Below are 25,768 nucleotides of genomic sequence, written 5' to 3'. Positions count from 1 at the left end.
CGCAAACGCGCCCTCGCTGTCGGGTCAGTCTACAGAACAGCTACGCCGGGACCGGGACGGACTCCGGCTTCCGGGCGTCCTTGCGGATGGTGGCGCTGATGACGGCGGCGATGGTGCACATGGCAGCGGCGGCAAACCAGGCGTAGGTGTACTGGCCGGTCGCGTCCCGGACCGCCCCGGCCGCCAGGGCAGCGGCGGCCGCGCCGAGCTGGTGGGCCGCGAACACCCAGCCGAACACGACGCTCCCGTCGGCACCGAACACCTGGCGGCAGATCGCGGCGGTCGGCGGCACCGTGGCGACCCAGTCCAGGCCGTAGATGACCACGAACACGATCATGCTGGGCTGGACGGTGGCGCTGAGCAGCAGCGGCAGGACCAGCAGCCCGATCCCGCGGAACTGGTAGTACACGGCGAGCAGGATCCGGGGGTTGAAGCGGTCCGTGAGCCACCCGGAGGCGATGGTGCCGATGATGTCGAAGAGGCCGACGACGGCGAGCAGGCCCGCCGCGGTGGTTTCGGGCATGCCGTGGTCGTGGGCGGAGGGGATGAAGTGGGTGCCGATCAGCCCGTTGGTGGTCGCGCCGCAGATCGCGAAGCCGGCCACCAGGGCCCAGAAGGTACGCACTTTGCTGGCCCGTTTGAGGACCTGCAGGGCACGGACCGCTGCGTTCCGGCGGGGCTCCTGCACTTCCTGCCCGGCGGCCGGTCCTGTCGGTTCGGGCCCGCTGGATTCCGTGCCGGCGTTCGGGCCGGGGGCCGGCGGCGTCGCCCCGTAGGGCAGCACGCCGACGTCGGCCGGTGAGTTCTTCAGGAACATCAGCACGAGCGGCACCACGGCCAGCGCGCCGGCACCGATGAGGAGCGAGGCCTGCCGCCAGCCCGGGTCCTGGGCAAGGGCGGCGATGAAGGGCAGGAACACGAGCTGCCCGGCGGCGCTGCCGGCGGTGAGGATGCCGATGACCAGGCCGCGGCTCTTGGCGAACCAGGTGTTGGCGATGGTCGCGGCGAAGACCAGCGCCATGGACCCGGTGCCGAGCCCGATCAGCAGCCCCCACGTCAGCAGGATCTGCCAGGACTGGGTCACGAGGACCGTCAGTGCGCTGCCGGCGCCGATCAGCACCAGGGCCACGGCCGTGACTGCGCGGATGCCGAAGCGTTCCATGAGCGCTGCCGCGAACGGTGCCGTGAGCCCGAAAAGCACGAGGTTGATGCTGACCGCGGCGGAGAGCACGGTGGTGGACCAGCCGAACTCGTTCTGCAGCGGCACCATCAGCACACCCGGGGCCGCCCGGAACCCTGCCGCGCCGACCAGCGCGAGGAAAGCCACGGCGGCGACGGTCCACGCCGGGTGGATGCGGCGGCGGACCGGCGCCGGGGTTACGGTGGTTTCGGGGGCATTCATGCGGCGGTTCCGTTCTGGACAGGGGTCCCGGTGCCGGCCGAGGCCAGCGGCACGGGGTCCGCGGTGCGGGAGAGGCTGTGCCAGCTCGTGTTGGCGGCCGTCAGCGGTTCCCCGCAGGCCGTGCACGTGTCAGCCGAGGAGGTCCGCTCCCCGCAGCCGCTGTGGATGACGAACATGTGTGCCTGCCCGGACGGCGCCGGGAGATGCTTTTCGGCCCAGATCACTACGGCGTTGAGCACAGGGAGGGCGTCTTCGCCCATGGCGGTGAGGACGTACTCCTGGCGGGTGCGGCCGCCGTCGTCGTAGGGTCTCCGGGCCAGGAGCCCGGCGGCGACGAGCCCGGCGAGCCGCTTGGTGAGCACGGAATCGGCCGCCCCCAGCCGGGCCTTCATGGCTTCGAAGCGGCCGTTGCCGAAGAACACCTCGCGCAGGACGAGCACGCTCCAGGGATCGCCCAGGATGTCGAGGCCGCGGGCCATGCTGCAGGTCCGTTGGGACCAGTCGGATCGAAGTGCCATGCGGCCACCCTAGCTGACTCTCTTAGAGAAAGCTAGGGTGGCCCGGCGGAATGATCCGGGCGCCGGGGTCGGTGGCCGGTGCAGCTACGGTGCAGTTAGCTGCCGGCGGCCAGGGAGGAAATCGCGGCGTCGAGGTCGGCGATCAGGTCTTCCACGTCCTCGATGCCGCACGAGAGCCGGATCAGGTTGACCGGGACCGCCAGTTCCGTGCCCTTGACCGAGGCGTGCGTCATTTCGGACGGGTAGTTCATGAGCGATTCGATCCCGCCCAGGGACTCCGCCAGGGTGAACACGGAGGTCGATTCGGCCACCTTGCGGGCCGCGGCCTCGCCGCCCTTGAACTGCACGGAGATCATGCCGCCGAACTTCTTCATCTGCTTTTTGGCCAGCTCGTGGCCGGGGTGGGTGGGCAGGCCCGGGTAGAGCACGGCCTCCACTTCGGGGCGCCCCAGCAGCCATTCGGCCACGGCCTGGGCGTTGTCGCTGTGCCGGTCCATGCGCACCCCGAGGGTCTTGAGCCCGCGGGTGGTGAGGAAAGCGTCCATCGGCCCGGACACGGCGCCGACGGCGAACTGCACAAAGCCGATCTTCTCGGCGAGGTCGGGGTCGTTGACCACGATCGCGCCGCCGACGACGTCGGAGTGCCCGCCGATGTACTTGGTGGTGGAATGCACCACCACATCGGCGCCGAGGGCCAGCGGGGTCTGCAGGTACGGGGAGGCGAAGGTGTTGTCCACCACGAGGAGCGCGCCGGCGTCGTGCGCCACCTTCGCGAGCGCCTCGATGTCGGTGATCTTCATCATCGGGTTCGACGGCGTCTCGACCCACACCAGGCGGGTCTTGCCGCCACCGTCGGCCGTGCCGCCCGCTGCGACGGCGGCCGCGACGGCGTCGAGGTCGGACATGTCCACCGGGGTGTTGCCGATGCCCCACTCCCCCAGGACCCGGCTGATGAGCCGGTACGTGCCGCCGTAGGCGTCGTTGCCGAGCACAATATGGTCACCGGGGCGGGTGAGGGCGCGGATCATCGAGTCCTCGGCGGCCAGGCCGGAGCCAAAGGAGAACGCGGCGCTCCCGCCTTCCAGGGCCGCCAGCTGCTCCTGCAGCGAGTCACGGGTGGGGTTGGTGCCCCGGCCGTATTCGTAACCGGCCCGCAGCCCGCCGATGCCGTCCTGGGCATAGGTCGAGGAGAAGTGCACGGGGGGCACCACCGCCCCGGTGCGGGGCTCAAACGCCTGGCCGGCGTGGATGGCGCGGGTGTTGAAACCCTGGTTTTTTGAGGACGGGCTTTCGGGCACAGACATGGGACTCCTTGAACTGGTCAGTTGCTGAGGTACGCGAGGAGGTCGTGGCGGGTCAGGATCCCCACCGGGGCGCCGACAAACGTCACCATGAGGGTGTCGGCGTCGGAGAGGAGTTCGCGGGCGGTCGAGATCGATTCGAGCGAGCCGATCACGGGGAGCCGGGCCTCCATGTGTTCGGAGATCTTGTCCGAGAGCTTGGCCTCGCCGCGGAAGAGCTTGGCCGTGAGGGTGCGTTCGTCCACGGCGCCCAGCACCTCGCCCATGACGACTGGCGGTTCCTGGGACAAAACGGGGATGTGCGAGACGCCGTACTCGTTCATGATGTTGATGACGTCGCGGACGGACTCGTTCGGGTGGATGTGCACGAGGTCCGGGAGTTCACCGGTCTTGGCCTTGAGGATCTCGCCCACCGACGCCTCGTCCCCGCCGGCCAGGAAGCCGTAGGAACGCATCCACTGGTCGTTGAAGATCTTGGCCAGGTAGCCGCGGCCGGAGTCCGGCAGGATGACCACGACGACGGCGTCGGCCGGGAGGTCCTTGGCGACTTCCATGGCGGCCACGACGGCCATGCCCGAGGAGCCGCCCACCAGCAGGCCTTCCTCGCGCGCCAGCCGGCGCGTCATCGCGAAGGAGTCGGCGTCGCTGACGGCAATGACGTCATCCGGGACCGACTTGTCGTAGTTGGCCGGCCACATGTCCTCCCCGACGCCCTCGACAAAGTACGGGCGGCCCGTGCCGCCGGAGTACACCGAGCCGGCGGGATCCGCGCCGATGATCTTCACGACGCCACCCTCGGCGCCGGGCCGCCCGGCGGAGACTTCCTTGAGGTACCGGCCGGTGCCGGTGATCGTGCCGCCGGTCCCGGCGCCGATCACGCAGTGGGTGATGCGGCCGTCGGTGTCGTGCCAGATCTCAGGGCCCGTGGTCTCATAGTGGCTGGCCGGGGCGGCGGGGTTGGAGAACTGGTCCGGCTTGTAGGCGCCGGGGATTTCGGTGACGAGCCGGTCGGAGACTCCGTAGTAGCTTTGCGGGCTGTCCGGCGGGACGGCGGTGGGCGTGACCACCACTTCCGCGCCGTAGGCCTGGAGCACGGCCCGCTTGTCCTCGCCGACCTTGTCCGGCACGACGAAGATGCAGCGGTAGCCCTTCTGCTGCGCCACGAGCGCCAAACCGACGCCGGTGTTGCCCGAGGTGGGCTCCACGATCGTGCCGCCGGGCAGGAGCTGGCCCGTTCGTTCGGCCTCCTCGATCATCTTGACCGCAATGCGGTCCTTGATCGAACCGCCGGGGTTCAGGTATTCGAGCTTCACCAGGACCGTGGCTGCGATGCCATCGGTCACGTGGTTGAGTTTGACGAGCGGCGTATGGCCAATGAGGTCCAGGACGGACGGGGCGTACTTCATAGGTACAAAGTTACCGTCTCCGGCGCGGCGGGCACGTCGGCGCGGCCACGGCGCTCCCACGGCTCTGGCAGATGCGAGGATATGGCTGTGAAGAGGATCGCCCGGCTGAAGAAGTTCCAGAGCTACGCGCTGCCCGCGGGCATGCTGCTGGCCGGGTGCGCGGCGCTGGTGTCCGGGCTGCTGCCGGTCCCCGCCTTCCAGGCGCTGGCAGCACGCACCGTGCCGATTCTGGCGTTCGTGGTCGCCATGTCCCTTGTCACCGAACTGGTGGATGAGGCCGGGCTCTTCCGCGTCGTCACGGAGCATCTGGCCGCCCTGGGCCGCGGCCGGGTCCTCTTGCTGTGGTTCCTCGCGATCGCCCTGGCCACCGTTTCCACGGTCTTCCTGTCGCTGGATACGACGGCGGTGCTGGTGACTCCCGTCGTCGTGCTGCTGGCCATTCACGCCCGCATTCCGCCGCTGCCGTTTGCGCTGACCACGGTGTGGCTGGCGAACACGGCCTCGCTGCTGCTGCCGGTCTCCAACCTGACCAACCTGCTCGCGCAGGAGCGGCTCAACCTCAGCCCCGCCGCGTTCGCTTCGCTCGTGTGGGCCCCGGCCCTGGTGGGCATCCTCGTGCCGCTGGTGCTCCTGTGGCTGGCGTTCCGGAAGGACCTGCGCGGCACGTACGGCCCCCAGCCCGTCCATAAGGTCCGGGACCGGGTGCTGCTGTACTCGGCGTCGGGGGTCATGGTGGTCCTGCTCCCGGCGCTTGTCTCCGGGGTTCCGGTGCAGATCCCGGCACTCGCGGCGGCTGCTGCCCTGCTCCTGCTCTTCCTCTGGCGGCGGCGCTCCGTCCTGCGCTGGTCCATGATTCCCTGGCGCCCGCTGATGCTCACGTCCGGACTGTTCATGGTGGTGGAGACCCTGCACGCCAACGGGCTCACCCAGTTCCTGACCGGGATCGCCGGCACGGGCGAGAGCCTGCCGGCGCTCCTGCAGCTCGCCGGCCTGGGCGCCGGGGCAGCCAACGCAGTCAACAACCTCCCCGCCTATCTGGCCCTGGAACCGGTGGGTGGCTCCCCGGCCCGGCTGGCGGCCCTGCTGATCGGCGTGAACCTGGGCCCGCTGGTGACCCCCTGGGCGTCCCTGGCCACGCTGCTGTGGCACGAGCGGCTCCGCTCCCTGAATGTGGAGATCCGCTGGGGAGGCTTCGCCCTCGCCGGCGTGGCCGCCGTCGTCCTCACCGTCCCGTTGGCGGTCGTGGCGCTGTGGCTCACCACCGGGATGCAGTGAGGTGGATGCACTGCGGGCCGGCGTGCCCGGCGCGTCAGGCGCCGATGTCATTCCCGGCGTTCGCTGCCCCGGCGCCGCCCTCACGCGGGGCGTTCTGCCAGAGGCCGACCACATTGCCCTCAGTGTCCCGGAAGTAGGCGGCCCAGCCCATGGTGCCGATTGCCTCGCGCGGTAAGACGGTGCTGCCGCCCAGTGCATTGATCTTCTCCAACGCCGCGTCGATGTCATCGACATCCACCGTGACCACCGGGGATGTGAGGTCGCCTTCGCGGCGGAACATGCCGCCGTTGATGGAGCCCGGCACGGAGGGCATGCCGTTGGCATCCGTCGGCGTCGTCTTGATCATGGCGTAGCTCATCTCCGGCACCTGGCTTACCTCCCAGCCGAACGCCGAACTGTAGAACTCGCGTGCGCGGCCCTCGTCTTCTGCGGGGATTTCGAAATGTACCACTCCACCAGCCATCACACTCTCCCAAGAACAAGGATTCGGGGCCAAGAGGCGGGCGCGGACACATCACGCCACAGCCGGATTTTAGCCCCGGCAGCGCGGGAGGTTAAGGGCCCTACGGCCCCTGCGTCGTTGCCGCGGATGCCGCTGCTGTCAGCGGGCCGTGGGAACATGTTCGAATGAGCCTTGCAGACGCCCCCGCAGGCATTGCCGCCGCGGCGGACGCCTCATTGCGGTGGCACCCGGGCGGCCCGTTCGACTTGATGCAAACCATCGGCACGCTGCTGCGCGGCCACGGCGACCCGTCCATCCGCACTGCCCCGGACGGCATCTGGTTCGCGTTCACGACGCCCCGCGGTCCGGCCACGCTGCGCCTGGCAACGGCCGGGACGCGGGCTGACCCTGCCGTGGACGCGCAGGCCTGGGGTCCCGGAGCGGGGGACGCCGTCGATTCCGTCCCGCGCATGCTCGGGAGCGACGACGACTGGTCCGGCTTCGACGAGCCCGCATTCCACGCGACCCTCCCGCGCCTGGTGGTTGAAGCCCGGCGCCGGAACCTCGCGATCCGGCTGCCTGCAACCGGCAGGATGATCGATTCACTCGTGCCGACCATCCTGGAGCAGAAGGTCACCGTTATCGAGGCCCGCCGCGGATACCGCTACCTGATGTACCGCTTCGGGACGGCGGCGCCGGGCGCCGGCACCGTCGCGCCCGCCAATCTGCTGGTCCAGCCGACGGCCGCGCAGTGGCTGCACATCCCGTCCTGGGAGTGGCACAAGGCCGGCGTGGGCCCGCAGCGGTCGGGAACCGTCATGCGGGCGCTGCGTTCGGCCGCCGCGCTGGAACGGCTCGCCGCCCTCCCCGCCGCGGAGGCGGCGGCCAAGCTGCAGACGCTGCCCGGAATCGGGGTCTGGACGGCGGCGGAGGTAGTGCAGCGCACGCACGGCTGCCCGGATTCGATCTCGGTCGGCGACTACCACCTTGCGGCCTACGTGGGCGCCGCCCTGACCGGCCGCCGGACAGACGACGCCGGCATGCTCAGGCTGCTGGCTCCATGGGCGGGGCACCGGCAGAGGGTGGTCCGGATGTTCGGGCTGAGCGGCTTCCGGAAACCGACATTTGGCCCGCGCATGACCATCCAGGACCACCGCAGCCACTGACCTCCCTCTCGCTCGAAAGCAACGCGGGGTCACTTACGGCCCATCAGGGGCCCCTTTATGGGCGCGATCTGACCCCGCGTTGGTGTGGGCGGGACAGGCGGGGCGGAGTTTGCTTAGGCGCGGAGCCGGGCCCTCTTGATCCGGGTGATGACGCTGTCGAATCCCTCGGCAAGATCATCGGCGTTGACTTTGAAATACGCCCATCCGGCGCTGCGGAACGCTTCGTCTCGCCGGTTGTCCCGGGTCTGCTGTTCCCGCGTGAGGTGGTGGACGCCGTCGTACTGCATGGCGATCCCGTACCTCCGGTAGCCCATGTCTGCAGCCGGTGAGCGCGGGTCTTCCGGGTCGAGCCTCAATTGCAGCTCCGGCTCCGGCAGACGCGCATCCAACAGCGCCAGCCGCAGGAATGTCTCCGGGAAAGAGTCTGCTCCCACCCGCATCTCGTCCAGCGCAAGCCGCGCCTTCTCGACGCCCTTCATGTTGGGATGCTGGCGGATCAGCAACCGCAGGCCATCCTTGTAGGCGTAGGGCTCCGACCTCAGTTCGAGGCTGGGCCTGGGCTGTCGGATGAGCTGGTCCCCCATCGCGATGAGGTAGTTGAGCGGCAGGACTGCGGCCAGATCCAGCCAAGTGCGGGGCGGCGCCGTGACAGGGATGCCGTCGACGTCGGTCAGCTCGCCCGGAATGAGCCGCACGCGGTGGCCAGTCACCCCGGCACGGCGGACTCTGGGCAGTTCATGGGGTTTGCTGAGGTGGATGGTGTGGCATTCGCCCAACCATGGCGGCAGCCCGAGCCTGGTCAGCACGGCCGCGGTTTCATGGGACGCCCAGGCACCCGGGGTAGCAGCGGCGAGGACCCTGGCCCGTTCGACGATCTCAAGCTGCCGGCCGGCCGGCAGATAAATAAGGCGGCCGCCGTCGGACAAATCCTGCGCCCGTAGACGTTTGGGCGGAATACCCAGCGCGCGCGACTCATAGACGGTGAACGGTGTGAGGGTGAGGCTTTCGGGAAGCGGCACAATGCGGACCATGCGCACCATTGTGACCGCGGATCAACCTCGGCGCTGAGGTTATCCACAGGCCCTCCGGAATCGCCTCAACACGGGGTCACTTACGGCCCGTCCGGCGCCCCGGGATGGGCCTTAAGTGACCCCGCGTTGCCGTCAGCCGCCGGTCTGGAGGCCCAGCCGGGCCGCGGCCTCCTGGCGCATGTCCACCTTGCGGATCTTGCCGGAAACGGTCATCGGGAAGCTCTCCCGGACATCCACGTAGCGCGGGACCTTGTAGTGCGCCAGCTTGCCGCGGCAGAACTCGGCCAGGCTGGCGGCGTCCATCGGCGCGGCCCCCGGCTTCAAAATGACGCAGGCCATCAGCTCCTCGCCGTACTTTTCGTCCGGGACACCGATCACCTGCACGTCCTGGATGTCCGGGTGGGTGTAGAGGAATTCCTCGATTTCGCGCGGATAGACGTTCTCGCCGCCGCGGATCACCATGTCCTTGATCCGGCCCTCGATCACGATGTACCCGTCCGCGTCCATCCGGGCGAGGTCTCCGGTGTGCATCCAGGCGTCGGCGTCGATCGCCTCGGCGGTCTTGTCAGGCTGGTTCCAGTACCCGCGCATCACCGCGTAGCCGCGCGTGCAGAGTTCGCCGATCCCGCCGCGCTCCACCACCTCTCCCGTGACCGGGTCCACGATCCGGCTCTCCAGGTTCGGCATGGTCCGGCCCACAGTCTCGGTGCGCTGGGCCATGGTGTCCACGCTCCGGGTCATCGTGGACACCGGCGAGGTCTCCGTCATGCCGTAGCAAATGGCGACGTCTTTCATGTTCATTTCCGTGATGACCCGGTTCATCACCTCGATGGGACACAGCGAGCCGGCCATGACGCCCGTGCGCAGTGTCGAGAGGTCGTAGGAGGCGAAGTCCGGCAGGGCGAGCTCGGCGATGAACATGGTCGGCACGCCGTAGAGCGAGGTTCCGCCGAAGTCCTGCACAGCTTCCAGCGCCGCGGCCGGCGAGAATGACCGGCCGGGGATGATGGTGGCGGCCCCGTGGCTGAGCGCCGCGAGGTTCCCGATCACCATGCCGAAGCAGTGATAGAAGGGCACCGGGATCACCACGCGGTCGTGTTCCGTGTAGCCCAGCTGTTCGCCGATCGAAAAACCGTTATTAAGGATGTTGTGGTGCGTCAGCGTGGCGCCCTTCGGGAACCCCGTGGTGCCGGAGGTGTACTGCAGATTGACGGGGTCCTGCGCGTCCAGTGCCGCCATGCGCGCTTTCAGCTCGGAGTGCCCGACGTCGTCGGCCCGCTTGAGCAGCTCGGCATAGGTGCGCTCCGCGTCAGTGCCGGGTTCGCCGGCGGTCAGCCCGTCCAGGCCGGTGCCCGGGAGGAAGACCAGCTCGCGCAGATCCGGGCACGCCGCCAGCGCCTGCCGCGCCATCGCTGTGTAGTCGCTGTTCCTGTCCGACGGCGCGGTGACCAGCATGCGCATGCCGTTCTGGGTGACCACAAACTCGAGCTCATGGCTGCGGTAGGCGGGGTTGACGTTGACCAGGATCGCCCCGACCTTCGCGGTGGCGTACTGCAGGATGGTCCACTCGGCGCAGTTGGGGCTCCAGATGCCGATCCGCTCGCCCTTCGCGACGCCCAGGGCGAGGAGCGCACGTGCCAGGCGGTCGACGTCGTCGTTCAACTTGGTGTAGCTCCACCGCCGGGCCTCTTCGCCGGGTACCGCAGCCGCCTCGATCAGGGCGTCGTGGTACGGGAACCGCGCCGCGATCCGTTCGAAGTTCGCGCCAATGGTTTCCTTGAGCAGCGGGACGTCAGTGTCCCCGGCTGTGTAAGCAAGCATGGTGTGACGCTACCAACAGTGCGGAGGCAAAAGAAGAGCAAAGCTTGGAAGTCCTATGAAATCTTGGGTCATGGTCCGGCGCCTGCCCGGCAGCCCGGTAGGGTGATTGCCATGAGTGCACCCGTTGACCTTCAGGCCATTTTCATCCCCAACGACGGCGAATTCTTCCGCGTGAAGCTCGCCCTGGACATCGCGATCGACGAGGTGGTCAACGAGCCCGGCTGCATCCGCTACGAGCTCACCGAGGCCAGCGAGGACAAGCTCGTCCTGACCGAACGGTGGGCCAGCCAGGCGGACCTGGACAAGCACTCCAAGGGCACGGCCGTCCAGGACCTGAACGAATCCCTCAGCGCGCTGCTGGCCGAGCCGGTCAAGCTCGAAACGCTCTAACCCACCCTTCCAACCACAACGCGGGGTCACTCCGCGCCCATCCCAGAGGGATTTATGGGCGCGGAGTGACCCCGCGTTGCGTTAAGCCTGGGATTAAGCCGTGGACGTTCAGGCCTCCGGGATCTGGGTGCCGTCCTGCTTGGCCGCAGCTGCGGCGGCCTCGGCCTGGGACCGGGCCACGTGGGCGTGGACTTCTTCCATGTCCAGGGCCTTGACGGCGTCGACCACCTGCTCGAGCTGCTGCGCGTTCAGGGCGCCAGGCTGCGAGAACACCAGGACCTTTTCGCGGAAGGCCATCAGCGTGGGAATCGACGTAATGCCGGCCTCGGCGGCGAGCTGCTGCTCGGCTTCGGTGTCGACCTTGGAGAAGACGACGTCCGGGTGCTTCTCGGAGATCGCCGAGTACGTGGGGCCGAACTGTTTGCACGGGCCGCACCATTCGGCCCAGAAATCGACGAGGACAATGTCGTTATCCTCGACTGTCGATGCGAACTGTTCACCTGTGATGTCTACGGTAGCCATGAGTCAACGGTACGGGAGCGGGCACGGATTGTCCCCGGCATTTCGCTGTTGGCACATCCGGGCGGGGCTGTAGGCGGGTCACGCCCAGGCGTGCGGGGCCGGACGCCTGGCGCCGGGCAGGGCGTTGGTTTCGCGCCATTCGTGGATCCACCCGGGCAGCTCCAGATCCGCCGGCGGGGCGCCGAACTCGCGGATGATTTCCTCCTGGCTGACGGGCTTGCCCTTGCTCAGAAGCCGGGTGGCGATATAGGCGCGCGCATACACTTCGCCGTCCACCACCATCCGCTGTTCGAAGTAGATGGCCTTCGAGTCCAGGCCGATGATCCTGGACTCGATCGTGTACTGCTGCCAGAGCTGCAGCGAACGGCGGAACGCGATGGTCTCCCCCGCCGCGACCGGCGTCCAGCCCCGGCGGCGCATCTTCCTCCAGGTGCCGCTGCGGGCCATGAGGTCGAAGCGGCCGAGGTCCATGAGCGAGAAGTACATGCCGTTATTGACGTGCAGGGCGATGTCGATGTCCGTGGGCAGGACCCGCAGCGGCAGCGAGGAGCTGTCCCAGATGCTCAACGGTGAGCGGCGTGAGGACGTGAACAGCAGCAGGAGAGTCCGGAACAGGAGATGCATGAGTCATATGTTACCCGCGGGTAACAAGTGTGCCAAGGGGTGGGTGCCGGAACCTAGCTGTGCGCCGACAGAACCGAGACGGTGGCTTTGGTGCCAACGCCGCGAATCGTCCAGCAGTTCCCGGTGCCGATCACGTCCAGCTCCTCCAGGCCCGCGTGGTGCAGGACCAGGGCAGTGTCCTCGTCCACGGCGACCGCGCGGTCCACGAGACCTTTTGCCACCGCCCCCACGGCCCGGCCGAGCGTTCCCGCCTGCGCGGCGTGCACGTCGACGGCGAAAGGCACCAGACCCAGCCCGTCGCGGATCTCCACTTCTTCCAGACCCTCCGACCAATCCGCCGGGCAGACCTCGGTGCCGCGGATCCGGTAGCCGCCCACGATCGCCCGCACCGGAGCCACCATCGCGCCGGCTGAGAATCCCATATACGGCACACCGTCGGAGACCAGACTGCGGATGGGCTGCGCGGACGGCAGCAAGCCTTCCAGATAGCCCGGCGTCGGCCCGCCCCCGACGACGATGCCGTCGACGTCGTCGAACGCGGCAGGGTCCGCGCCCCGGTTGAAGCCGAGGAGGACCGGGACGACCTCGCAGGCTGTCCGGGACTCCAACGGCACCACATAGGCAGGCAGGAAATATTCCGAGCTGCCCTCATGGTCAAAGAGAACCACAGCGACGCGCGGAACCCTGCCGGTAGCCCGGTGCCGGAGTTCCTTGACGAAGCGGTCGAAGACGGCAGCTGTGGTTACGGTGTCGGGGCCGCCGCCAACAAGCAGGATGGTCATGGTTCAACGTACCCGGATCCACGGCAATCGCAATGAGCCCGGCGCGGGCGGCTCCGAGGACCTATAGCGATTGACCGGTCCGGACTGCGAGGAACATAATCGGAATCGGTACTAGCTTCACCCCACGACTGCGCCGACCATGAGGCCGACGGCAGAGCATTCAACGGAAAGCGGTCGACACTATGAGTACTGCCCATCACCCTGTCACTGCGACCGGCTGGACCGGTTGGGTCCGTTTCGCCGGAGTCATTCTGATCATCAACGGCGTTTTCAGCGGCCTTCAAGGCCTCGTCGCGCTCACCGGACCCGACACCTACTATTTGTCGACCCCGGGAACCCTGTTCCTCTTCGATGCGAAGGGGTGGGGCTGGTGGAATGTCGCCCTCGGGGTGCTCTTGATCCTCACCGCCGTCGCGCTCTTCGCCGGCGCAACGTGGGCTCGAGTCGTTGGCGTCGTCGTTGCCGGCTTCAGTGCGGTCGTTCAACTGATGCTCATTCCGCAGCAGCCGTGGTGGTCCGTCATCGTCATCGCCATGGACGTGCTGATCATCTACGCGATCATCGCCCACGGCGAGGAACTGAAGGCCGAGCAGGCACCTCCGACAACCAACCCGTAGGGCACCGACGCCATCAGCCTGTAGCAATCAGCTCCACTTCGTAGCCGTCCGCGTTCACGAGGTAGGCGGCGAAGTGGGCGGGGCCGCCTGCGTGCGGATACTTGTCCGGAAACAGCTCGGCCCAGCCGTGGCTGACGCTCTCGCCCGCCATGGCGTCCACGTCAGCCCGGGTCCCCGCGCTGAACGCCAGGTGGTTCAGGCCCGGTGCTTTGCGGTCGTGCGCGGTTCCGGTCAGCGCCGGGGACTGCTCGACGACGATGTACGTCGGCCCGCGGCGCCAGCTGCACCCGTGGGCCCAGTCCTGGTAGGCCTCGTAGCCCAGCCTGCCCAGCAGCCAGCCCCACTGGTCCCTGGCCCGCTGCAGGTCCGGCACCCAGAGTTCTACATGGTGCAGGGCACCAAAGTCCCCCGGTGCAATGGGAACTGGCACAACGGGACCTGGTGCAACCGGAACATCAGCCATCAGAACAGTATCCGCTGGAAGAGGATGTGGTCCTGCCAGGATCCGGCAATCCGAAGGTACTGGGCTGCCAAACCGATCTCCTCAAAGCCAGCCCGCTTCAGGATCCGCTGGGACGCGGCGTTGTGCGGGAGGGTTGAGGCCTGCAGCCGGTGCAGTCCCAGTTCGTTGCGCGCGGTCTGGAGGGCGAACTCCACCGCGGCCGAGCCAATTCCCCGCCCTGTCAGGTCCTTGTCCACCCAGTAGCCGAGGTGGGCGCTGAGGAATGGCCCCCGGACAATCCCGCTGAGGTTGATCACCCCGATGATGCGGGAGCCTTCCACGAGGACCCAGGGCACATCCGTTCCCGCGATGAACAACCCGAGCTTGGATTCAATGCTGGCGGCTTGTCCCTCTGCGGTGAAGAATTCCTCAAACCGCACCGGTTCCCAGGGCGCCAGGTGCTCCCGGTTCCGCCGGTAGGCGTCGGCCAGGTGCCCGGCGTCGGACCTGCGCAGCACCCGCACGCACACGGTATCCGTCAAAGCGACGCTGTTCTCGGTCATCCGCAGACTCTAACGGTCATCCCGAACGGCTTCAATCAGCGTGCGCCAGTCACGGGAGTCCCGGTGGTGTGCTTGATGGGGTTCTCAGGCGCTGGGATCGTCGTCATCCTCGTTCGGATCGGTGCCGCGAACGGTCACACTCTGCACGCCGGGCACATCAAGGAGGTAAGGGACGAGTTCCCGCAGCGGAAGATGACCATGGAAGCGGATGTCCATGAGGACGATCGGCTTTTTTTCATCGCCCGCCTTATTGATGCTCAGGATCGACGAGCTGAACCCCATATTCGTGGCGATCTCCAACACTTGCCGCAGCACGCCCCGGTTGTCGTCATAGCCCAGGTGCAGAACCCGGTGGGCGTCGGGGGTCGGGATCTTCCTGATCACGGGAGAAACGACGTACAACGTGATGAGGTGGAAAGCGGTCAGCGAAACAGCCAGGGACAGCATTCCGGCCCCGCACGCCATGCCGACGGCGGCAGAAACCCAAATGCTGGCCGCCGTCGTCAGGCCGCGGACTACGTTCCGTCCCTTGAAAATCACCCCGGCACCGAGGAAGCCGATGCCGCTGACGATTTGGGCTGCAATACGGGACGGGTCCATGGTGGCCCCGGGCGCCAGCGCGGCGGCGAAGCCGTAGGCGGAGATCAGGGTGAACGTGCACGATCCGAGGCCGACCAGGACGTGGGTGCGGTAGCCAGCGACCTTTTGCCGGACCTGCCGCTCAGTGCCAATCAGGGAGCAGAGGATAAATGTCGCCAGCAGAAGCCCGATTTCCACCAGCGTGGTCGGGGTATATAGCCCGTATGCGTCCTGCATCCCGCCCTCCGACCCGGCCCGAGAGCGGCGTCCCGTCAGTGCCGGAATGCGCCAAGAACTCTCGAATCTGATATTACCGCTGCCCCCTAGTGGCGAGTAGTGGCTGCTCTGGCCCGCTCACGGGGCCAGATCCCGGCGGCGCCAGCCGGCGTACCCCAGCGCGGCGAGCGCCGCGGCAATCACCGTAAGTCCGAGCAACGGCCCGACGGCGCCGGAATCCAGGGGCAGCAGCGGCGAGTGCCGGAACGGGGAGAGCTCCATCAGCCACTCCGGGGCATTCCACAGCACGCCAAACTCACCAAGCGCGACGAAGAGCAGCAGCAGGGCCCAGACCGTCCCGGTGAGCCGGGGCGCCCAGCCGAACACCGCCAGCACCGCAGCGGTCATGACCCAGGCCGCGGGGATCTGGGCGGCAGCGGCCAGTGTGACGCGGCCAAGTTGGTTGGCATCGGCCAGGACGGTGGCTGCGCCGGCCCCGACCGACACTCCGGCCAGCAGCATGAGCACGGCGACCCCGGCCAGCGCCAGGGCGAAATGGCTGGTCGCCCACCGCGGCCGGGTGGTGGCGGTGCCCAGCAGTGCCTCGACGTGGCCGTCGGTCTCCTCGTCACGGAGCCGGCTGGCCGCGGACAGTCCGTAGGCAGCGGCCAGCAGTCCCATGATGCTGATCTCCGCTGCAATGAAGGCATCCGTCATGGCCTGGGTTCCGCCCAGCATCATGATCAGGTCCTGCGCGTTGGGCGAACTCAACAAGTCCATGACGTTGCCGGCCAGCGATCCGATCACCACGCCGAACACCACGAAGGCGACCGCCCAGGCCGCCAGCAGCCGGAACTGGAGCCGCACAGCGAGGTCCCCAACCCCGCGGAGCGAGCCGCGAGCCGGGCCGGGGCGCTCCTGGCGCAGGCCGGAGCCGAGGTCCCGACGGGCGCGGAGTGCCAGGGCCACGGGCACGAGTAAGGCGCACAGTGCCAGTGGCAGGGCGAGCACCCACCACTGGTCCCCGGCGAAGGCCCGGATCTGCTGGTTCCAGCCGATCGGCGAAAGCCAGGACAGGGCGGAGGGCCCCGGTTCGGCGAGGTCCCCCACCGCACGCAGCGCATAGGTCACGGCAACGACGCCGAGGCTCATTCCCGTGGCCGCCCGCGCGCTGGCCGTCAGCTGGGCGGTGACCCCGGCCACGGCGCTGAATGCCATGCCGGTGGCGGCCCAGCCCAGTCCGAACGCGATCGAGCCGGCCACCGGAAGTCCGCCGGCGGCCAAAGACACCGCAGTGACCAGCCCCAGGACAATGCTGGCTCCGAAGCTGATGGTGAGGGCGGCCGCGAGCGGCGCGTCGCGGCCCATTCGGCCGCCGCCCAGGAGCTCGAGCCGCCCGGACTCTTCGTCGCTGCGGGTATGGCGGACGGTAATGAACACCATCAGGACGGCGAGGATGGCAGCCATGAACGCCGTGTACTTGATGAGGGACAAGGCACCGAGGGACGTGGGGTCGTAGACCCTGCCGAAGAGGGCCACGAGCGAGGCCGTGGCATTCAGGGCCGTCGCGGCCTCGACCCGGCTGCCCACATCGGGGTAGAGCTCGGCGCCGGCCACCGCGGTTGAATACGTTGTCGCGGCGAATCCGGCGATCCACGCCGGCAACAGCCATCGGTCGCGGCGGAGCCCGAGCCTGATCAGGACTCCGGTCCCCGCCAACGTTTCACGCATCGGTGGTGCGTCCGCTGCTCGACCCGGCCGCGGCCACGGGCACCGCAGCGCCGTAGTGGCGAAGGAAGAGATCCTCCAGGGTGGGCGGCTGGCTGGTCAGCGCGACGAGTCCCGCGTCGGTCAACGCCCGCATGAACGGGGCCAGGCCGGACGGTTCCACGTGGGCGCTGACGCGGTGGTTCGTGACGACGACGTCGTGCACGCCTGGCAGGGCATCCAAGCCCGCCGGTACCACCGCGACATCGGCAGTGACGGAGGTGCGGGTCAGGTGCCTGAGTTCATCAAGCCGCCCCGTCTCCACCACCCGGCCCTCACGGATGATGCTCACGCGGTCCGAAAGTGCCTCGGCCTCGCTGAGGATATGGCTGCTGAGCAGTACCGTGCGGCCCTGGTTACGCAGTTCCCGGATACAGCCGCGGAAGGCCTCCTCCATCAGGGGGTCCAGTCCGCTGGTGGGCTCGTCCAGCAGGAACAGCTCAGCGTCGGTGGCCAGGGCAGCGACCAGGGCCACTTTCTGCCGGTTGCCTTTGGAGTAGGCCCGGGACTTCTTGGTCGGATCGAGGTCGAAGAGCTCCAACAGCTGGGCCCGCCGGGCCAGGTCCTGGCCGCCCTGGAGCCGGCCGAGGAGGTCGATCACTTCTCCGCCGGTCAGGTTGGGCCACAACGCCACATCCCCGGGGACGTAGGCCAGGCGCCGGTGGAGGCTCGCGACGTCGCGCCACGGGTCAAGGCCCAGCACCCGGATGGAGCCAGCATTGGCGCGAAGCATGCCCAGCAGCAGGCGAATCGTGGTCGATTTGCCGGAGCCGTTCGGTCCGAGGAAGCCGTGGACCTCGCCCGCCTCGACTGAAAAGTCCAACCCATTCAAGGCAACCACGGGACCGAACCGCTTCACAACGCCGACCATCTCCAGGACATTCGCCATGGGGGACACGATACGCCCGGGATCGGCAATCCCGCCCCGGCCGAATGACCCTTCGCCCGCGCGCGGCCTGTCGCCGTGCTGTCACTCCGGCACCGGGGGACGTAGCCTAGCGAGCATGGAAGACCCTTACGATCTTGAACGGTTCGTGGCGGCCCAGGACGCCGGCGGAACCTACGGGCACGCACTGGCGGAGTTGCGGTCAGGCATGAAGAGGAGTCACTGGATGTGGTTCGTTTTCCCCCAGCTCGCGGGCCTGGGCCGCAGCGAAACCGCCCGGAAGTACGCCATCTCATCCCTGGCCGAGGCCCGCGCTTACTGCCGGCACGGCGTCCTTGGCCCGCGGCTGCGGGAGGCTGCCGCCGCAGTGGCCGAACTTCAGGGGCGGTCCGCGGCGCAAATTTTCGGCGGCATCGACACCCGGAAGCTGCACTCATCCATGACGCTGTTCCAGCGGGCCGCGCCCGGCGAAACCGTGTTCCGCGTCGTCCTGGACCGCTATTTCGATGGCCTGTCCGATCCCGCCACGGACCGGCTGCTGGAAGGCCAGTTGCGGGACGGACAACCCGGCGGCCCGGACCCGGCGGACGGTTAGCTGTCCGCGGCCAGCGCCGTGATCATCCGCTCCATGCGGGCGACGCCGGCAAAGCGGCCGGCGTTGTCCGTCACCAGCAGGGGGTCAAACCGGTTGGCCTGAGTCCGCGTCATGGAACGGGCCAGGGCTTCGCTGAGCGGCGTGTCCAGGTTGACCCGCATTCCCGGGCTCACGACGCCGAGGGCCGCCGCGGAGGGGTCGAGCACCGCAACGGGCCGCAGATGATCGCCCATCAGCACCACCGACTGCAGGGCCGGGTTGTCATCAAACGCGGCCGCCGCCGTCGCAGTGGTGGCGGCCGTCGTCGCGGGTTCCACGATGTCCCGGATGATGCTCTGGTGCGTCGCCGGGGGGTTGGACGCCAGACGGTGGGCAACGTCGAGATCGATTTTTTCCCACGCCGGTCCGGGCCGGGCCAGGCAATACCCCTGCACCAGGGGTACGCCGAGGGCGACGAGGGCGTCCAGTTCCTCCACGCGCTCCACTCCCTCGGCCAGGATCCAGGCATCGACGCGGCTGGCAAAGGTTCCGAGCATGGAGATCAGGGCACGCTTGGCTTCGTCACGGTCAACATCCTGGATCAGTTCACGATCCAGCTTGATCAGCGAGGGCCGCAGGGCCAGCAGGTGCCGGAGCCCGGCATAGCCGGCACCGGCGTCGTCGACGGCGATCAGCGCGCCTGCAGCGCGCAGCTGGTTGAGGTCGGGCTCAAGCTCCAGATAGGAGTCGATCGGGGTCTGCTCCGTCAGCTCGACCACCAGTCCGGCGAGGTTTCCCTGGCCGCGCCAGATGCCACGGATCTCCTCCGTCAACAGCAGCTCCGGTGAGACGTTGAGGGTCAGGAAGCAGTTCGGCGGCAATGTGGGACGCGCCGCGAGCGCCGCCCGCAAGGCTGCGGCCTCGAGCTCGGCTGCCAGGCCATGCGTGCGCGCGGCGGCAAACCACACCTCAGGATTTTTTTCGGCGAAGCCCGGAAACCGGGCCAGGGCCTCATAGCCCACCACTGTGCCGCGCGCGGTATCAACAATGGGCTGGTAGGCCGCGGAAAGGCCAACACCCCGGCAGGCGGCCGCCAGTTGCTTCACCCAATCCGGGCCCGGCGCGGCCCCGGCGTCGGGCGGGAGGCCGCCTGCCTCGTGAATCAACTAACGGGAACGATGGCTCTGTGGACCGACTGCACGACGTCGGCCGGCAGCTCCTCCAGCCCATGTGCGGACGCCGCGTGGGCGGCCACATTGACCAGAATTTCATCGTCGGTACTGCACACCCAGCGGGCGTCACAACCGGGAACCACATCACCACAGGCAAACGACTTCACGAATGCTCCTTCTTCTTCAACAGCGGACCGGACCACCCTACGTTGGCTCCGCACCGAAAACTGAGATTTAGCTTGCAGAAAAGCGGGGTGTTTGCCGGAACACGAACGCCCACAGAGTGCGAAGACGGCAATGTCACTGCTTGGCCAGGGTTCCGATCTTGTTACCGCTGTTGTCGTAGACGACAAGCACAGTCCCATCCACTTTGGCGGCGTGCGCCTGCGATAGCCACGTGTCGACGTCGTTGCAGGCCATCATGGTGGATGCGATCGGGCCGAAGTCGAAGGAATCGCCCGAAATCGATCCTTTGCCCGTCAAACGATTGCAGCCGTCCGTTCCTTGGAAGGAGCCGTCGTCGGTGATCGTCAGGTTGGGCTGACCTTTGACGGTCTGTCCCCAACTTCCGGCGAACGACTTCAGCGCCGGGCCGGAGCACCCCGTGATTGCCGCCAGCGCCATGCCGGCAACCAGCATGGCAACAACCAGCAGACCGCTTCGACGCAACCGACTCATGCCGCCATGCTAGTTGAGCTATTTCCCGCACGGAAGGATCATTCCGCCTCTCCGGGTCGCCTTCGGGCTCCTACCGGCCTGCCCCCGCTGCTTCGGCAGCGACGGCGGCAGCCTCGATGCGGGCCCGGTGCACGGCCCATTCCTCGGCGGTGCGCGGCGAAAGGTTCGGATCCCCGGGACGCTGGCCCGCGCTGCCGTCGATGAGTTCGCGCAGGATGTCGGCGTGTCCGAGGTGGTGGGCGGTCTCCACGCACATGTGCACGAGGATCTGCTGCAGGGTCACGTGCTTGCGCTCGTCCGGCCACCAAGGCACCACACCGGGCGCGTTGAGCGGCAGTTCATCGATGGTGGCATCGCTGTGGGCCGCCGAGAGCCGGTGCAGCTCGGTGATCTGCTCGCGCGTCTCGCCGGGGGCTGCCCACATGTCCGCATCCGGCTCCGCGTCGTCGGCGAACCACGGCAGCTTCAGCTCGCTGGGACGGCCGAAGACCTCGCCAAAGTAGCCGAGTTCGACGCTGGCCACGTGCTTGACCAGTCCCAGCAGGCTGGTTCCCGTGGGAGTGAGGGGCCGGCGCACGTCATACTCGCTGAGACCTTCGAGCTTCCCGAGGAGGTCCTGCCGCCGGGTGCGCAGGTAGGTGTGCAAGATCGCTTTGTCGTCCATGACCCGCACTATACCGAACGCGCGGGCGCTGCCTGGCAGAACAGTCTGGCAGAACAACGGGTTTCATACAACGTATGGAATAATTGGTGCCAACGGGCCTCGGGGGGAGGCCCCGATCGACAGGACACCCAGGGTGAATCTCGATTCCGGTGCACATCGGGTCCGGCCCGCCGCAGTACTCCTGGCCGCAGCTCTCCTGGCCGCGGCTCTCGCCATTCTTTTGGCAGCCTGTTCTTCCGGCGCAGAGGCCCCGGACGGAGTTCCGGCGGGCCGGCCTGCGGCGTCCGCCCCCGCAACGTCCCCGGCGTCCGGAGGCCTGCGGGGGACGACCGAAGTGAACGGGTTCCTCCTGCCGATGCGCTACGCGGCCGTCGACGGCGACACCTGGGAGGGCATCGCCGCCCACTTCCGGATGACTCCGGAGATCCTCAGGAGCTTCAACGAAGCGGTGTCCGTTGCCGCAGGAGAGATTATCGACCTCAGGGGCGTGGACGTGCCCCAGCTAGGGGCCGGCGGCAGCGTGACCGGGCAGGACGGGCAGGGACGGCTCCTGTACAGGGTGGGCGCCGGAGACACTCCCTCGGGCATCGCGAGCCGCTACGGCGTCCCGCTCTATGCCTTGCGGATAGCCAACCTGAACCTGTTGACCGGAGGCGAATGGATTCCGCCCGCCGGCACCACGGTAACCATTCCGAATCCCCCGGCCGACTGAGCCGGGCCATTGAGGCAGGTCTTTGAGACAGACCTTGCACTGTGGAGACGGGCCGTTGGGCCGCGGACAAAGAAAAAGCCTCCGGAACCTAATGGTTCCGGAGGCTTCTCCAAGGGTGGCAGATGAGGGATTCGAACCCCCGTAGGCGTTGCCAGCTGATTTACAGTCAGCCCCCTTTGGCCGCTCGGGTAATCTGCCGAACTTCAAAAGAAGATCACTCGCGGTTTCCAGTCCCGGAACGTCTGTTTCCAGTCCGTTCCGCTTCCAGCACCCGCGGGCAAGACAACTTTACAGAACTTCCGCCGAAGAATCGAATCGGCGCCTCAGCAGATCATAAAAGGGCCGAAAAAGGGCCAAAATCCGCAGAATTTCAGGCCTCGCCGAGAATCCGCCCCGCCAGTCTTGCCTCGAATCGTGCCGCCTGCTCGGCGGTGACCTGGTTCAGCTCGACGGCACGGGCCAGGTCCGTGTGGACCCCGTCCATGCGGACTGATGCGTCGGCGGCCGGGCTCAGGATGATGGACGCCGCCAGCGCGGCGGCGGCAACGGAGCTCGCCGTCGCGGCCAGAGTGCTGGCAGCGGCGGCGGTAGTGCGGTTGACGTAGCGGACGGCTTTTTGGTGCATGTTCTTGCCTTTCAGCAGCGGTTCCAACTCTTGCAACTCTGGCCAGCCCGGCTTCGTTCCCGCCGTGATTGAGCTATGAGCGGACTGTGAAACCCGGGCCGCAAGGCCGGCCGCCACATCGGGGGCATCCGTACTAGTCTGGAATGCAGACATCCCGGCCTCACGCAGGCACCCGGCAAACATCAGGAGGAAAGTCATGGCAGGCGAATCCACGTTCGACGTCGTCAGCAAGGTAGACAAGCAGGAAGTCGCCAACGCGCTGAACCAGGCGCAGAAGGAAATTGCCCAGCGCTACGACTTCAAGGGCGTCGGCGCCGAGGTCGATTTCAGCGGCGAGAAGATCCTGATGAAGGCCAACTCCGAGGAGCGGGTGCTCGCGGTGCTCGATGTGCTGCAGTCCAAGCTCATCCGCCGCGGCATTTCGCTGAAGTCCCTCGACACAGGTGAGCCCTACGCCTCCGGCAAGGAATTCCGGCTCGAGGCCTCCATCAAGGAGGGCATCGCCCAGGACCTCGCCAAGAAGATCAACAAGTTGATCCGGGACGAGGCCCCCAAGTCCGTCAAGTCACAGATCCAGGGCGACGAGCTCCGGGTGACCTCGAAGTCCCGCGATGATCTCCAGGAGACCATGAACCTGCTGAAGGGCTTCGACGAGGCCGACCTGCAGTTCGTTAACTTCCGCAGCTAGCGGCCCGTCCGCGGCGCAAATTTGCGCGTCGCGGAAAAGGGCTGGCGACGGTGTCGCCAGCCCTTTTGCGTGTCGCGGAACTACTCGCGCGTCGCCAGAGCCGCAGCCTGCCTCAGCTGAGCGGGCGCCCGGCCATCCGCTCCAGCCGGCCGATCCGCTCGGCCATCGGCGGGTGGGTGGAGAACATCTTGGCCACGCCTCCGCCTTTGAACGGGTTGGCGATCATCATGTGCGAGGCGTTGACCAGCCGCTGGTCCTGCGGCAACGGCGCCAGCTGCACGCCCTGCTCGATCTTGCGCAGGGCGGAGGCGAGCGCCAGCGGATCTCCGGTCAGCGACGAGCCGTCCTCGTCGGCGTCGTACTCCCGTGTACGGGAGATGGCCATCTGGATCAGGGATGCGGCGAACGGGGCCAGCAGGGCCATGGCGATCGCGGCGAACGGGTTCGCATTGCGGCGGTCCCCGCCGCCGAACAGCAACATCATCTGCGCCACCGAAGTGATGACGCCGGCGACGGCGGCCGCCACCGACGCCGTCAGGATGTCCCGGTTGTAGACGTGCATCAGTTCATGCCCCAGGACGCCGCGCAGTTCGCGGGCGTCCAGCATCCGCATGATGCCCTCGGTGCAGCACACTGCCGCGTTCTGCGGGTTCCGGCCGGTGGCGAAGGCATTTGGCGCCATGGTGGGCGAGACGTAGATGCGCGGCATCGGCTGGTTGGCCCGGCCGGACAGCTCCCGGACGATCTGGTACAGCTGGGGCGCCTCGGCCTCCGTGACGGGATAGGCCTGCATGGCACGGATGGCGAGCTTGTCGCTGTTCCAGTACCCGTAGGCCGTGGTGCCGACCCCGATCAGGGCCATGATCCAGATCGGCGCCGCACTGCGGGTCCCCGCGGCGATGAACGCCCCCAGGCCCAGCAGGACCGCCCACAGCACTCCGAACAGCGCCGCGGTCTTCAGTCCGTTGTGATGCTTGTGCACTGGTCCTCCTGATACGTGTACTGCAAGCTGATGCCCTGTAATTCACTGACCTACCAAGGAAAACGAACCGCTACGGCACCGGGTTCCGCGCGTCGTACCGCAGGAATCCGACCTGCTGGCGGGCCAATATCCAGGCCACAGCAATGCACAGCACGCCGCCGAGCAGCAGGACCCACCCCTCGTTCAAAAGTTTAGTCGCGCCGCCGGCCAGCATGTCCCCGATCCGGGGTCCGCCGGCGACCACCACCACAAAGACGCCCTGCAGACGCCCGCGCAGATGGTCGGGGGTGGAGGCCTGCAGGATGGTGGTCCGGAAGACTGCGCTCACGGAATCCGCGATGCCGGCCAGCGCGCAGCACAGGGCGGCGGGCAGCAGCCACACGCCCACGCCGTCGTCGCCGGAATGACCGGCCAGGACCACCACCAGGCCGAAGGCCGCCACCGAGCCGCCCCAGCCCATCACGGACCACACCACCGCGGCCCCCTGCCGGCGGACGCCGCCCAGCGGCCCCGAGAACAGGCCGGCCAGGAATGCCCCCACGGCCATCGAAGCCAACAGGATCCCCACCGTGGCCTCACCGCCGCCGATCGTCAACGCGCCGATGGCCGGCAGGAGCGCCCGGGGCTGGGCAAAGATCATGGCCACGAGATCGATCACGAACGTCATGCGGAGGTTGGGCCGGGTGCCAAGGAAACGGAACCCCTCCACCACGGAACGCAGGCCGGCCGGCCTGGCGTGCTCGCCCGGCGGCATGGAAGGCAGTTTCAGGAGGGCCCAGAACGCAAACGCAAAGCTGATGACGTCGATCGTGTACGTCCAGCCAAACCCGACCCACGCCACGAGCACGCCGGCCAGCAGCGGGCCGGCGGTCATGGTCAGCCCGAAAATCATCATGCTCAGGGCATTTGCGGCCGGCAGCAACTCCTTGCGCACCAGCACCGGGATGATGGCGCTGCGGGCCGGCTGGTTGATGGCCTGGGCACCGCTCTGCACCGCCACGAGCGCATAGAGCAGCCACACGTTGCCCACTTCCAGCCACGTCTGGAGGGCCAGCGCGGCGGTGGTCAGCCAGAGGACGGACGACGCCAGGAGTGTTACGGTGCGGCGGTCATGGGCGTCGGCGATCGAGCCGCCCAGGAGGCCCCCAAAGACCAGCGGCACGAGGGCGAAGAGACTCAGCAGGCCCACGTAGAGGCTGTCCTGGGTCAGCCGGTAGACCTCCAGGCTGACCGCCACCAGGGTCAGTTGGCTGCCCAGGGCGGAGACGGCGGACCCAAGCCACAGACGGCGGAAGGCCGGACTTTCACGCAACGGCGTGATGTCCGCCAACAATTTCTCCACCGGGCAACTCTAGTGGCGAACCGGGAGTGCCCTGTGACACGGCCGGACAATATTAGCCACGCCTTATTGTGAGGCAGTCATAATAAGTGCTTGAATGAGGGTATGACGGATTCCTCGGGCACCCACGACGCATGGGCAGCCGCCCTGCGTGCCCACGGCCGCCGGGTGACCAAACAGCGCCTGGCCGTGCTGGCCGCCGTCGAACATCACCCGCATTCGCCGGCAGAGGCAATCCTTGCCGCCGCCCGGCAGGAATTGCCGGACCTGACCGCCCAGTCCGTCTACGTGGTCCTCGGGGACCTCACGGATCTGCACATGCTGCGCCGTTTTGAGCCCCCGCACTCCCCCGCGCTGTACGAGACGCGGGTCGGGGACAACCACCACCATGCCGTGTGCATCAGCTGCGGCCGGGTGGAGGACGTCGAATGCGCCGTGGGCCACGCGCCCTGCCTGACCCCGCACTGGAACGCGGACGCCAAGCCGATGACCATCCAGATCGCGGACGTGCTGTACCAGGGCATCTGCCAGGACTGCCAGCGCACCCAACAGCTTCCCTCCGAACGAAACTAAGAAACCCAACC

The 25,768-nt window shown here is 67.7% G+C and carries 30 protein-coding genes and 1 tRNA gene; 8 read left to right on the top strand and 23 right to left on the bottom strand.

The window, feature by feature from the left end:
* Positions 1–40: 40 nt before the first annotated feature.
* The 4 genes from AC1DNG_RS06930 to AC1DNG_RS06915 form a co-directional block, all read right to left on the bottom strand.
* Positions 41–1,402 carry an MFS transporter gene (locus tag AC1DNG_RS06930; RefSeq protein WP_223913762.1) on the bottom strand — a complete coding sequence of 454 codons (1,362 nt, stop codon included), beginning with the start codon at positions 1,400–1,402 and terminating at the stop codon, positions 41–43.
* Positions 1,399–1,920, bottom strand: coding sequence for a winged helix-turn-helix transcriptional regulator (locus tag AC1DNG_RS06925; protein ID WP_223913761.1), 522 nt, complete (start codon positions 1,918–1,920; stop codon positions 1,399–1,401). Before AC1DNG_RS06925 ends, AC1DNG_RS06930 begins: the two co-directional genes overlap by 4 nt.
* Positions 1,921–2,015: 95 nt before the next feature.
* Positions 2,016–3,224, bottom strand: coding sequence for a cystathionine gamma-synthase (locus AC1DNG_RS06920; RefSeq protein WP_476851353.1), 1,209 nt, complete (start codon positions 3,222–3,224; stop codon positions 2,016–2,018).
* Between the two features lie 17 nt (positions 3,225–3,241).
* Complete coding sequence (locus AC1DNG_RS06915) at positions 3,242–4,627, bottom strand: cystathionine beta-synthase (RefSeq protein ID WP_243181137.1); 1,386 nt, start codon at positions 4,625–4,627, stop codon at positions 3,242–3,244.
* Between the two features lie 81 nt (positions 4,628–4,708).
* Here AC1DNG_RS06915 and AC1DNG_RS06910 point away from each other — a divergent pair, with 81 nt between their 5' ends.
* Positions 4,709–5,902 carry an ArsB/NhaD family transporter gene (locus AC1DNG_RS06910; protein WP_476886991.1) on the top strand — a complete coding sequence of 398 codons (1,194 nt, stop codon included), beginning with the start codon at positions 4,709–4,711 and terminating at the stop codon, positions 5,900–5,902.
* Between the two features lie 34 nt (positions 5,903–5,936).
* Here the strand turns inward: AC1DNG_RS06910 and AC1DNG_RS06905 are convergent, their stop codons facing one another.
* Entirely contained in the window at positions 5,937–6,365 is a 429-nt protein-coding gene (locus tag AC1DNG_RS06905) for a VOC family protein (protein ID WP_476851356.1), read from the bottom strand.
* Between the two features lie 164 nt (positions 6,366–6,529).
* On the opposite strand from AC1DNG_RS06905, the gene AC1DNG_RS06900 reads away from it, so the two are divergent.
* The gene (locus AC1DNG_RS06900; RefSeq protein ID WP_476886990.1) at positions 6,530–7,510 is read left to right on the top strand and encodes a DNA-3-methyladenine glycosylase family protein; all 981 of its coding nucleotides are present in this window, start codon (positions 6,530–6,532) and stop codon (positions 7,508–7,510) included.
* Between the two features lie 113 nt (positions 7,511–7,623).
* Here AC1DNG_RS06900 and AC1DNG_RS06895 read toward each other — a convergent pair whose 3' ends face one another.
* Positions 7,624–8,541: a hypothetical protein gene (locus AC1DNG_RS06895; protein ID WP_476886989.1), complete on the bottom strand. Its 918-nt coding sequence runs from the start codon at positions 8,539–8,541 to the stop codon at positions 7,624–7,626.
* A 132-nt stretch (positions 8,542–8,673) separates the two neighbouring features.
* Positions 8,674–10,362, bottom strand: a complete 1,689-nt coding sequence (locus AC1DNG_RS06890) for an AMP-binding protein (protein ID WP_476886988.1) — start codon at positions 10,360–10,362, stop codon at positions 8,674–8,676.
* A gap of 111 nt (positions 10,363–10,473) precedes the next feature.
* Here AC1DNG_RS06890 and AC1DNG_RS06885 point away from each other — a divergent pair, with 111 nt between their 5' ends.
* Positions 10,474–10,752 carry a putative quinol monooxygenase gene (locus AC1DNG_RS06885; RefSeq protein ID WP_223913755.1) on the top strand — a complete coding sequence of 93 codons (279 nt, stop codon included), beginning with the start codon at positions 10,474–10,476 and terminating at the stop codon, positions 10,750–10,752.
* 108 nt (positions 10,753–10,860) lie between these two features.
* Here AC1DNG_RS06885 and trxA read toward each other — a convergent pair whose 3' ends face one another.
* The 3 genes from trxA to AC1DNG_RS06870 all read right to left on the bottom strand — a co-directional run bounded on the left by trxA (position 10,861) and on the right by AC1DNG_RS06870 (position 12,680).
* Positions 10,861–11,274 carry a thioredoxin gene (gene trxA, locus AC1DNG_RS06880; RefSeq protein ID WP_018773584.1) on the bottom strand — a complete coding sequence of 138 codons (414 nt, stop codon included), beginning with the start codon at positions 11,272–11,274 and terminating at the stop codon, positions 10,861–10,863.
* A 78-nt stretch (positions 11,275–11,352) separates the two neighbouring features.
* The gene (locus AC1DNG_RS06875; RefSeq protein ID WP_476886987.1) at positions 11,353–11,898 is read right to left on the bottom strand and encodes an acyl-CoA thioesterase; all 546 of its coding nucleotides are present in this window, start codon (positions 11,896–11,898) and stop codon (positions 11,353–11,355) included.
* A 53-nt stretch (positions 11,899–11,951) separates the two neighbouring features.
* Positions 11,952–12,680, bottom strand: a complete 729-nt coding sequence (locus AC1DNG_RS06870; protein ID WP_476886986.1) for a Type 1 glutamine amidotransferase-like domain-containing protein — start codon at positions 12,678–12,680, stop codon at positions 11,952–11,954.
* Positions 12,681–12,862: 182 nt separating this feature from the next.
* On the opposite strand from AC1DNG_RS06870, the gene AC1DNG_RS06865 reads away from it, so the two are divergent.
* On the top strand, positions 12,863–13,297 hold the full coding sequence (locus AC1DNG_RS06865) for a DUF7144 family membrane protein (RefSeq protein ID WP_043436157.1): 435 nt from the start codon (positions 12,863–12,865) through the stop codon (positions 13,295–13,297).
* A gap of 13 nt (positions 13,298–13,310) precedes the next feature.
* Here the strand turns inward: AC1DNG_RS06865 and AC1DNG_RS06860 are convergent, their stop codons facing one another.
* The 5 genes from AC1DNG_RS06860 to AC1DNG_RS06840 form a co-directional block, all read right to left on the bottom strand.
* Positions 13,311–13,727 (bottom strand): VOC family protein, encoded by a 417-nt coding sequence (locus AC1DNG_RS06860; RefSeq protein WP_476872963.1) that lies wholly within the window; start codon positions 13,725–13,727, stop codon positions 13,311–13,313.
* Positions 13,728–13,759: 32 nt separating this feature from the next.
* Positions 13,760–14,302, bottom strand: a complete 543-nt coding sequence (locus tag AC1DNG_RS06855) for a GNAT family N-acetyltransferase (RefSeq protein WP_476855641.1) — start codon at positions 14,300–14,302, stop codon at positions 13,760–13,762.
* A gap of 84 nt (positions 14,303–14,386) precedes the next feature.
* Positions 14,387–15,118: an MgtC/SapB family protein gene (locus tag AC1DNG_RS06850; protein ID WP_476886985.1), complete on the bottom strand. Its 732-nt coding sequence runs from the start codon at positions 15,116–15,118 to the stop codon at positions 14,387–14,389.
* 117 nt (positions 15,119–15,235) lie between these two features.
* Positions 15,236–16,828 carry an ABC transporter permease gene (locus AC1DNG_RS06845; protein ID WP_476886984.1) on the bottom strand — a complete coding sequence of 531 codons (1,593 nt, stop codon included), beginning with the start codon at positions 16,826–16,828 and terminating at the stop codon, positions 15,236–15,238.
* Entirely contained in the window at positions 16,821–17,753 is a 933-nt protein-coding gene (locus tag AC1DNG_RS06840; protein WP_476886983.1) for an ABC transporter ATP-binding protein, read from the bottom strand. Before AC1DNG_RS06840 ends, AC1DNG_RS06845 begins: the two co-directional genes overlap by 8 nt.
* A 115-nt stretch (positions 17,754–17,868) precedes the next feature.
* On the opposite strand from AC1DNG_RS06840, the gene AC1DNG_RS06835 reads away from it, so the two are divergent.
* Positions 17,869–18,345: a DUF1810 domain-containing protein gene (locus tag AC1DNG_RS06835; protein WP_476859362.1), complete on the top strand. Its 477-nt coding sequence runs from the start codon at positions 17,869–17,871 to the stop codon at positions 18,343–18,345.
* Here AC1DNG_RS06835 and AC1DNG_RS06830 read toward each other — a convergent pair.
* The 4 genes from AC1DNG_RS06830 to AC1DNG_RS06815 form a co-directional block, all read right to left on the bottom strand.
* Positions 18,342–19,490, bottom strand: coding sequence for an EAL domain-containing protein (locus AC1DNG_RS06830; RefSeq protein ID WP_476886982.1), 1,149 nt, complete (start codon positions 19,488–19,490; stop codon positions 18,342–18,344). The two genes, AC1DNG_RS06835 and AC1DNG_RS06830, sit on opposite strands and share 4 nt — an antisense overlap.
* Positions 19,487–19,663 carry a DUF1059 domain-containing protein gene (locus AC1DNG_RS06825; RefSeq protein WP_162159079.1) on the bottom strand — a complete coding sequence of 59 codons (177 nt, stop codon included), beginning with the start codon at positions 19,661–19,663 and terminating at the stop codon, positions 19,487–19,489. Before AC1DNG_RS06825 ends, AC1DNG_RS06830 begins: the two co-directional genes overlap by 4 nt.
* Positions 19,664–19,796: 133 nt before the next feature.
* Positions 19,797–20,174, bottom strand: a complete 378-nt coding sequence (locus AC1DNG_RS06820; protein WP_230009962.1) for an META domain-containing protein — start codon at positions 20,172–20,174, stop codon at positions 19,797–19,799.
* 70 nt (positions 20,175–20,244) lie between these two features.
* Positions 20,245–20,838 carry a DinB family protein gene (locus tag AC1DNG_RS06815; protein ID WP_476886981.1) on the bottom strand — a complete coding sequence of 198 codons (594 nt, stop codon included), beginning with the start codon at positions 20,836–20,838 and terminating at the stop codon, positions 20,245–20,247.
* Positions 20,839–20,971: 133 nt separating this feature from the next.
* Between AC1DNG_RS06815 and AC1DNG_RS06810 the strand changes: the two genes are divergently transcribed.
* The gene (locus AC1DNG_RS06810) at positions 20,972–21,550 is read left to right on the top strand and encodes a LysM peptidoglycan-binding domain-containing protein (RefSeq protein WP_476886980.1); all 579 of its coding nucleotides are present in this window, start codon (positions 20,972–20,974) and stop codon (positions 21,548–21,550) included.
* Positions 21,551–21,666: 116 nt separating this feature from the next.
* Here the strand turns inward: AC1DNG_RS06810 and AC1DNG_RS06805 are convergent.
* Both AC1DNG_RS06805 and AC1DNG_RS06800 read right to left on the bottom strand, forming a co-directional pair.
* Positions 21,667–21,748: transfer RNA gene (locus AC1DNG_RS06805), tRNA-Tyr, on the bottom strand.
* 172 nt (positions 21,749–21,920) lie between these two features.
* The gene (locus AC1DNG_RS06800; RefSeq protein WP_028276970.1) at positions 21,921–22,175 is read right to left on the bottom strand and encodes a hypothetical protein; all 255 of its coding nucleotides are present in this window, start codon (positions 22,173–22,175) and stop codon (positions 21,921–21,923) included.
* Between the two features lie 196 nt (positions 22,176–22,371).
* Here AC1DNG_RS06800 and AC1DNG_RS06795 point away from each other — a divergent pair, with 196 nt between their 5' ends.
* Positions 22,372–22,863: a YajQ family cyclic di-GMP-binding protein gene (locus AC1DNG_RS06795; RefSeq protein ID WP_018773569.1), complete on the top strand. Its 492-nt coding sequence runs from the start codon at positions 22,372–22,374 to the stop codon at positions 22,861–22,863.
* A gap of 112 nt (positions 22,864–22,975) precedes the next feature.
* Here AC1DNG_RS06795 and htpX read toward each other — a convergent pair whose 3' ends face one another.
* On the bottom strand, positions 22,976–23,845 hold the full coding sequence (gene htpX, locus AC1DNG_RS06790) for a zinc metalloprotease HtpX (protein WP_243181996.1): 870 nt from the start codon (positions 23,843–23,845) through the stop codon (positions 22,976–22,978).
* Positions 23,846–23,915: 70 nt separating this feature from the next.
* On the bottom strand, positions 23,916–25,187 hold the full coding sequence (locus tag AC1DNG_RS06785; protein ID WP_476886979.1) for an MFS transporter: 1,272 nt from the start codon (positions 25,185–25,187) through the stop codon (positions 23,916–23,918).
* Positions 25,188–25,289: 102 nt separating this feature from the next.
* On the opposite strand from AC1DNG_RS06785, the gene AC1DNG_RS06780 reads away from it, so the two are divergent.
* A complete protein-coding gene (locus AC1DNG_RS06780; protein ID WP_026537503.1) occupies positions 25,290–25,757 on the top strand; it encodes a Fur family transcriptional regulator in 468 nt (155 codons plus the stop codon).
* Positions 25,758–25,768 lie beyond the last annotated feature (11 nt).

This window comes from Arthrobacter sp. 01T425 (assembly GCF_056398725.1).
Note: the sequence above shows the minus strand (reverse complement) of the source record. Positions and strands in the feature narration are given on the sequence as shown.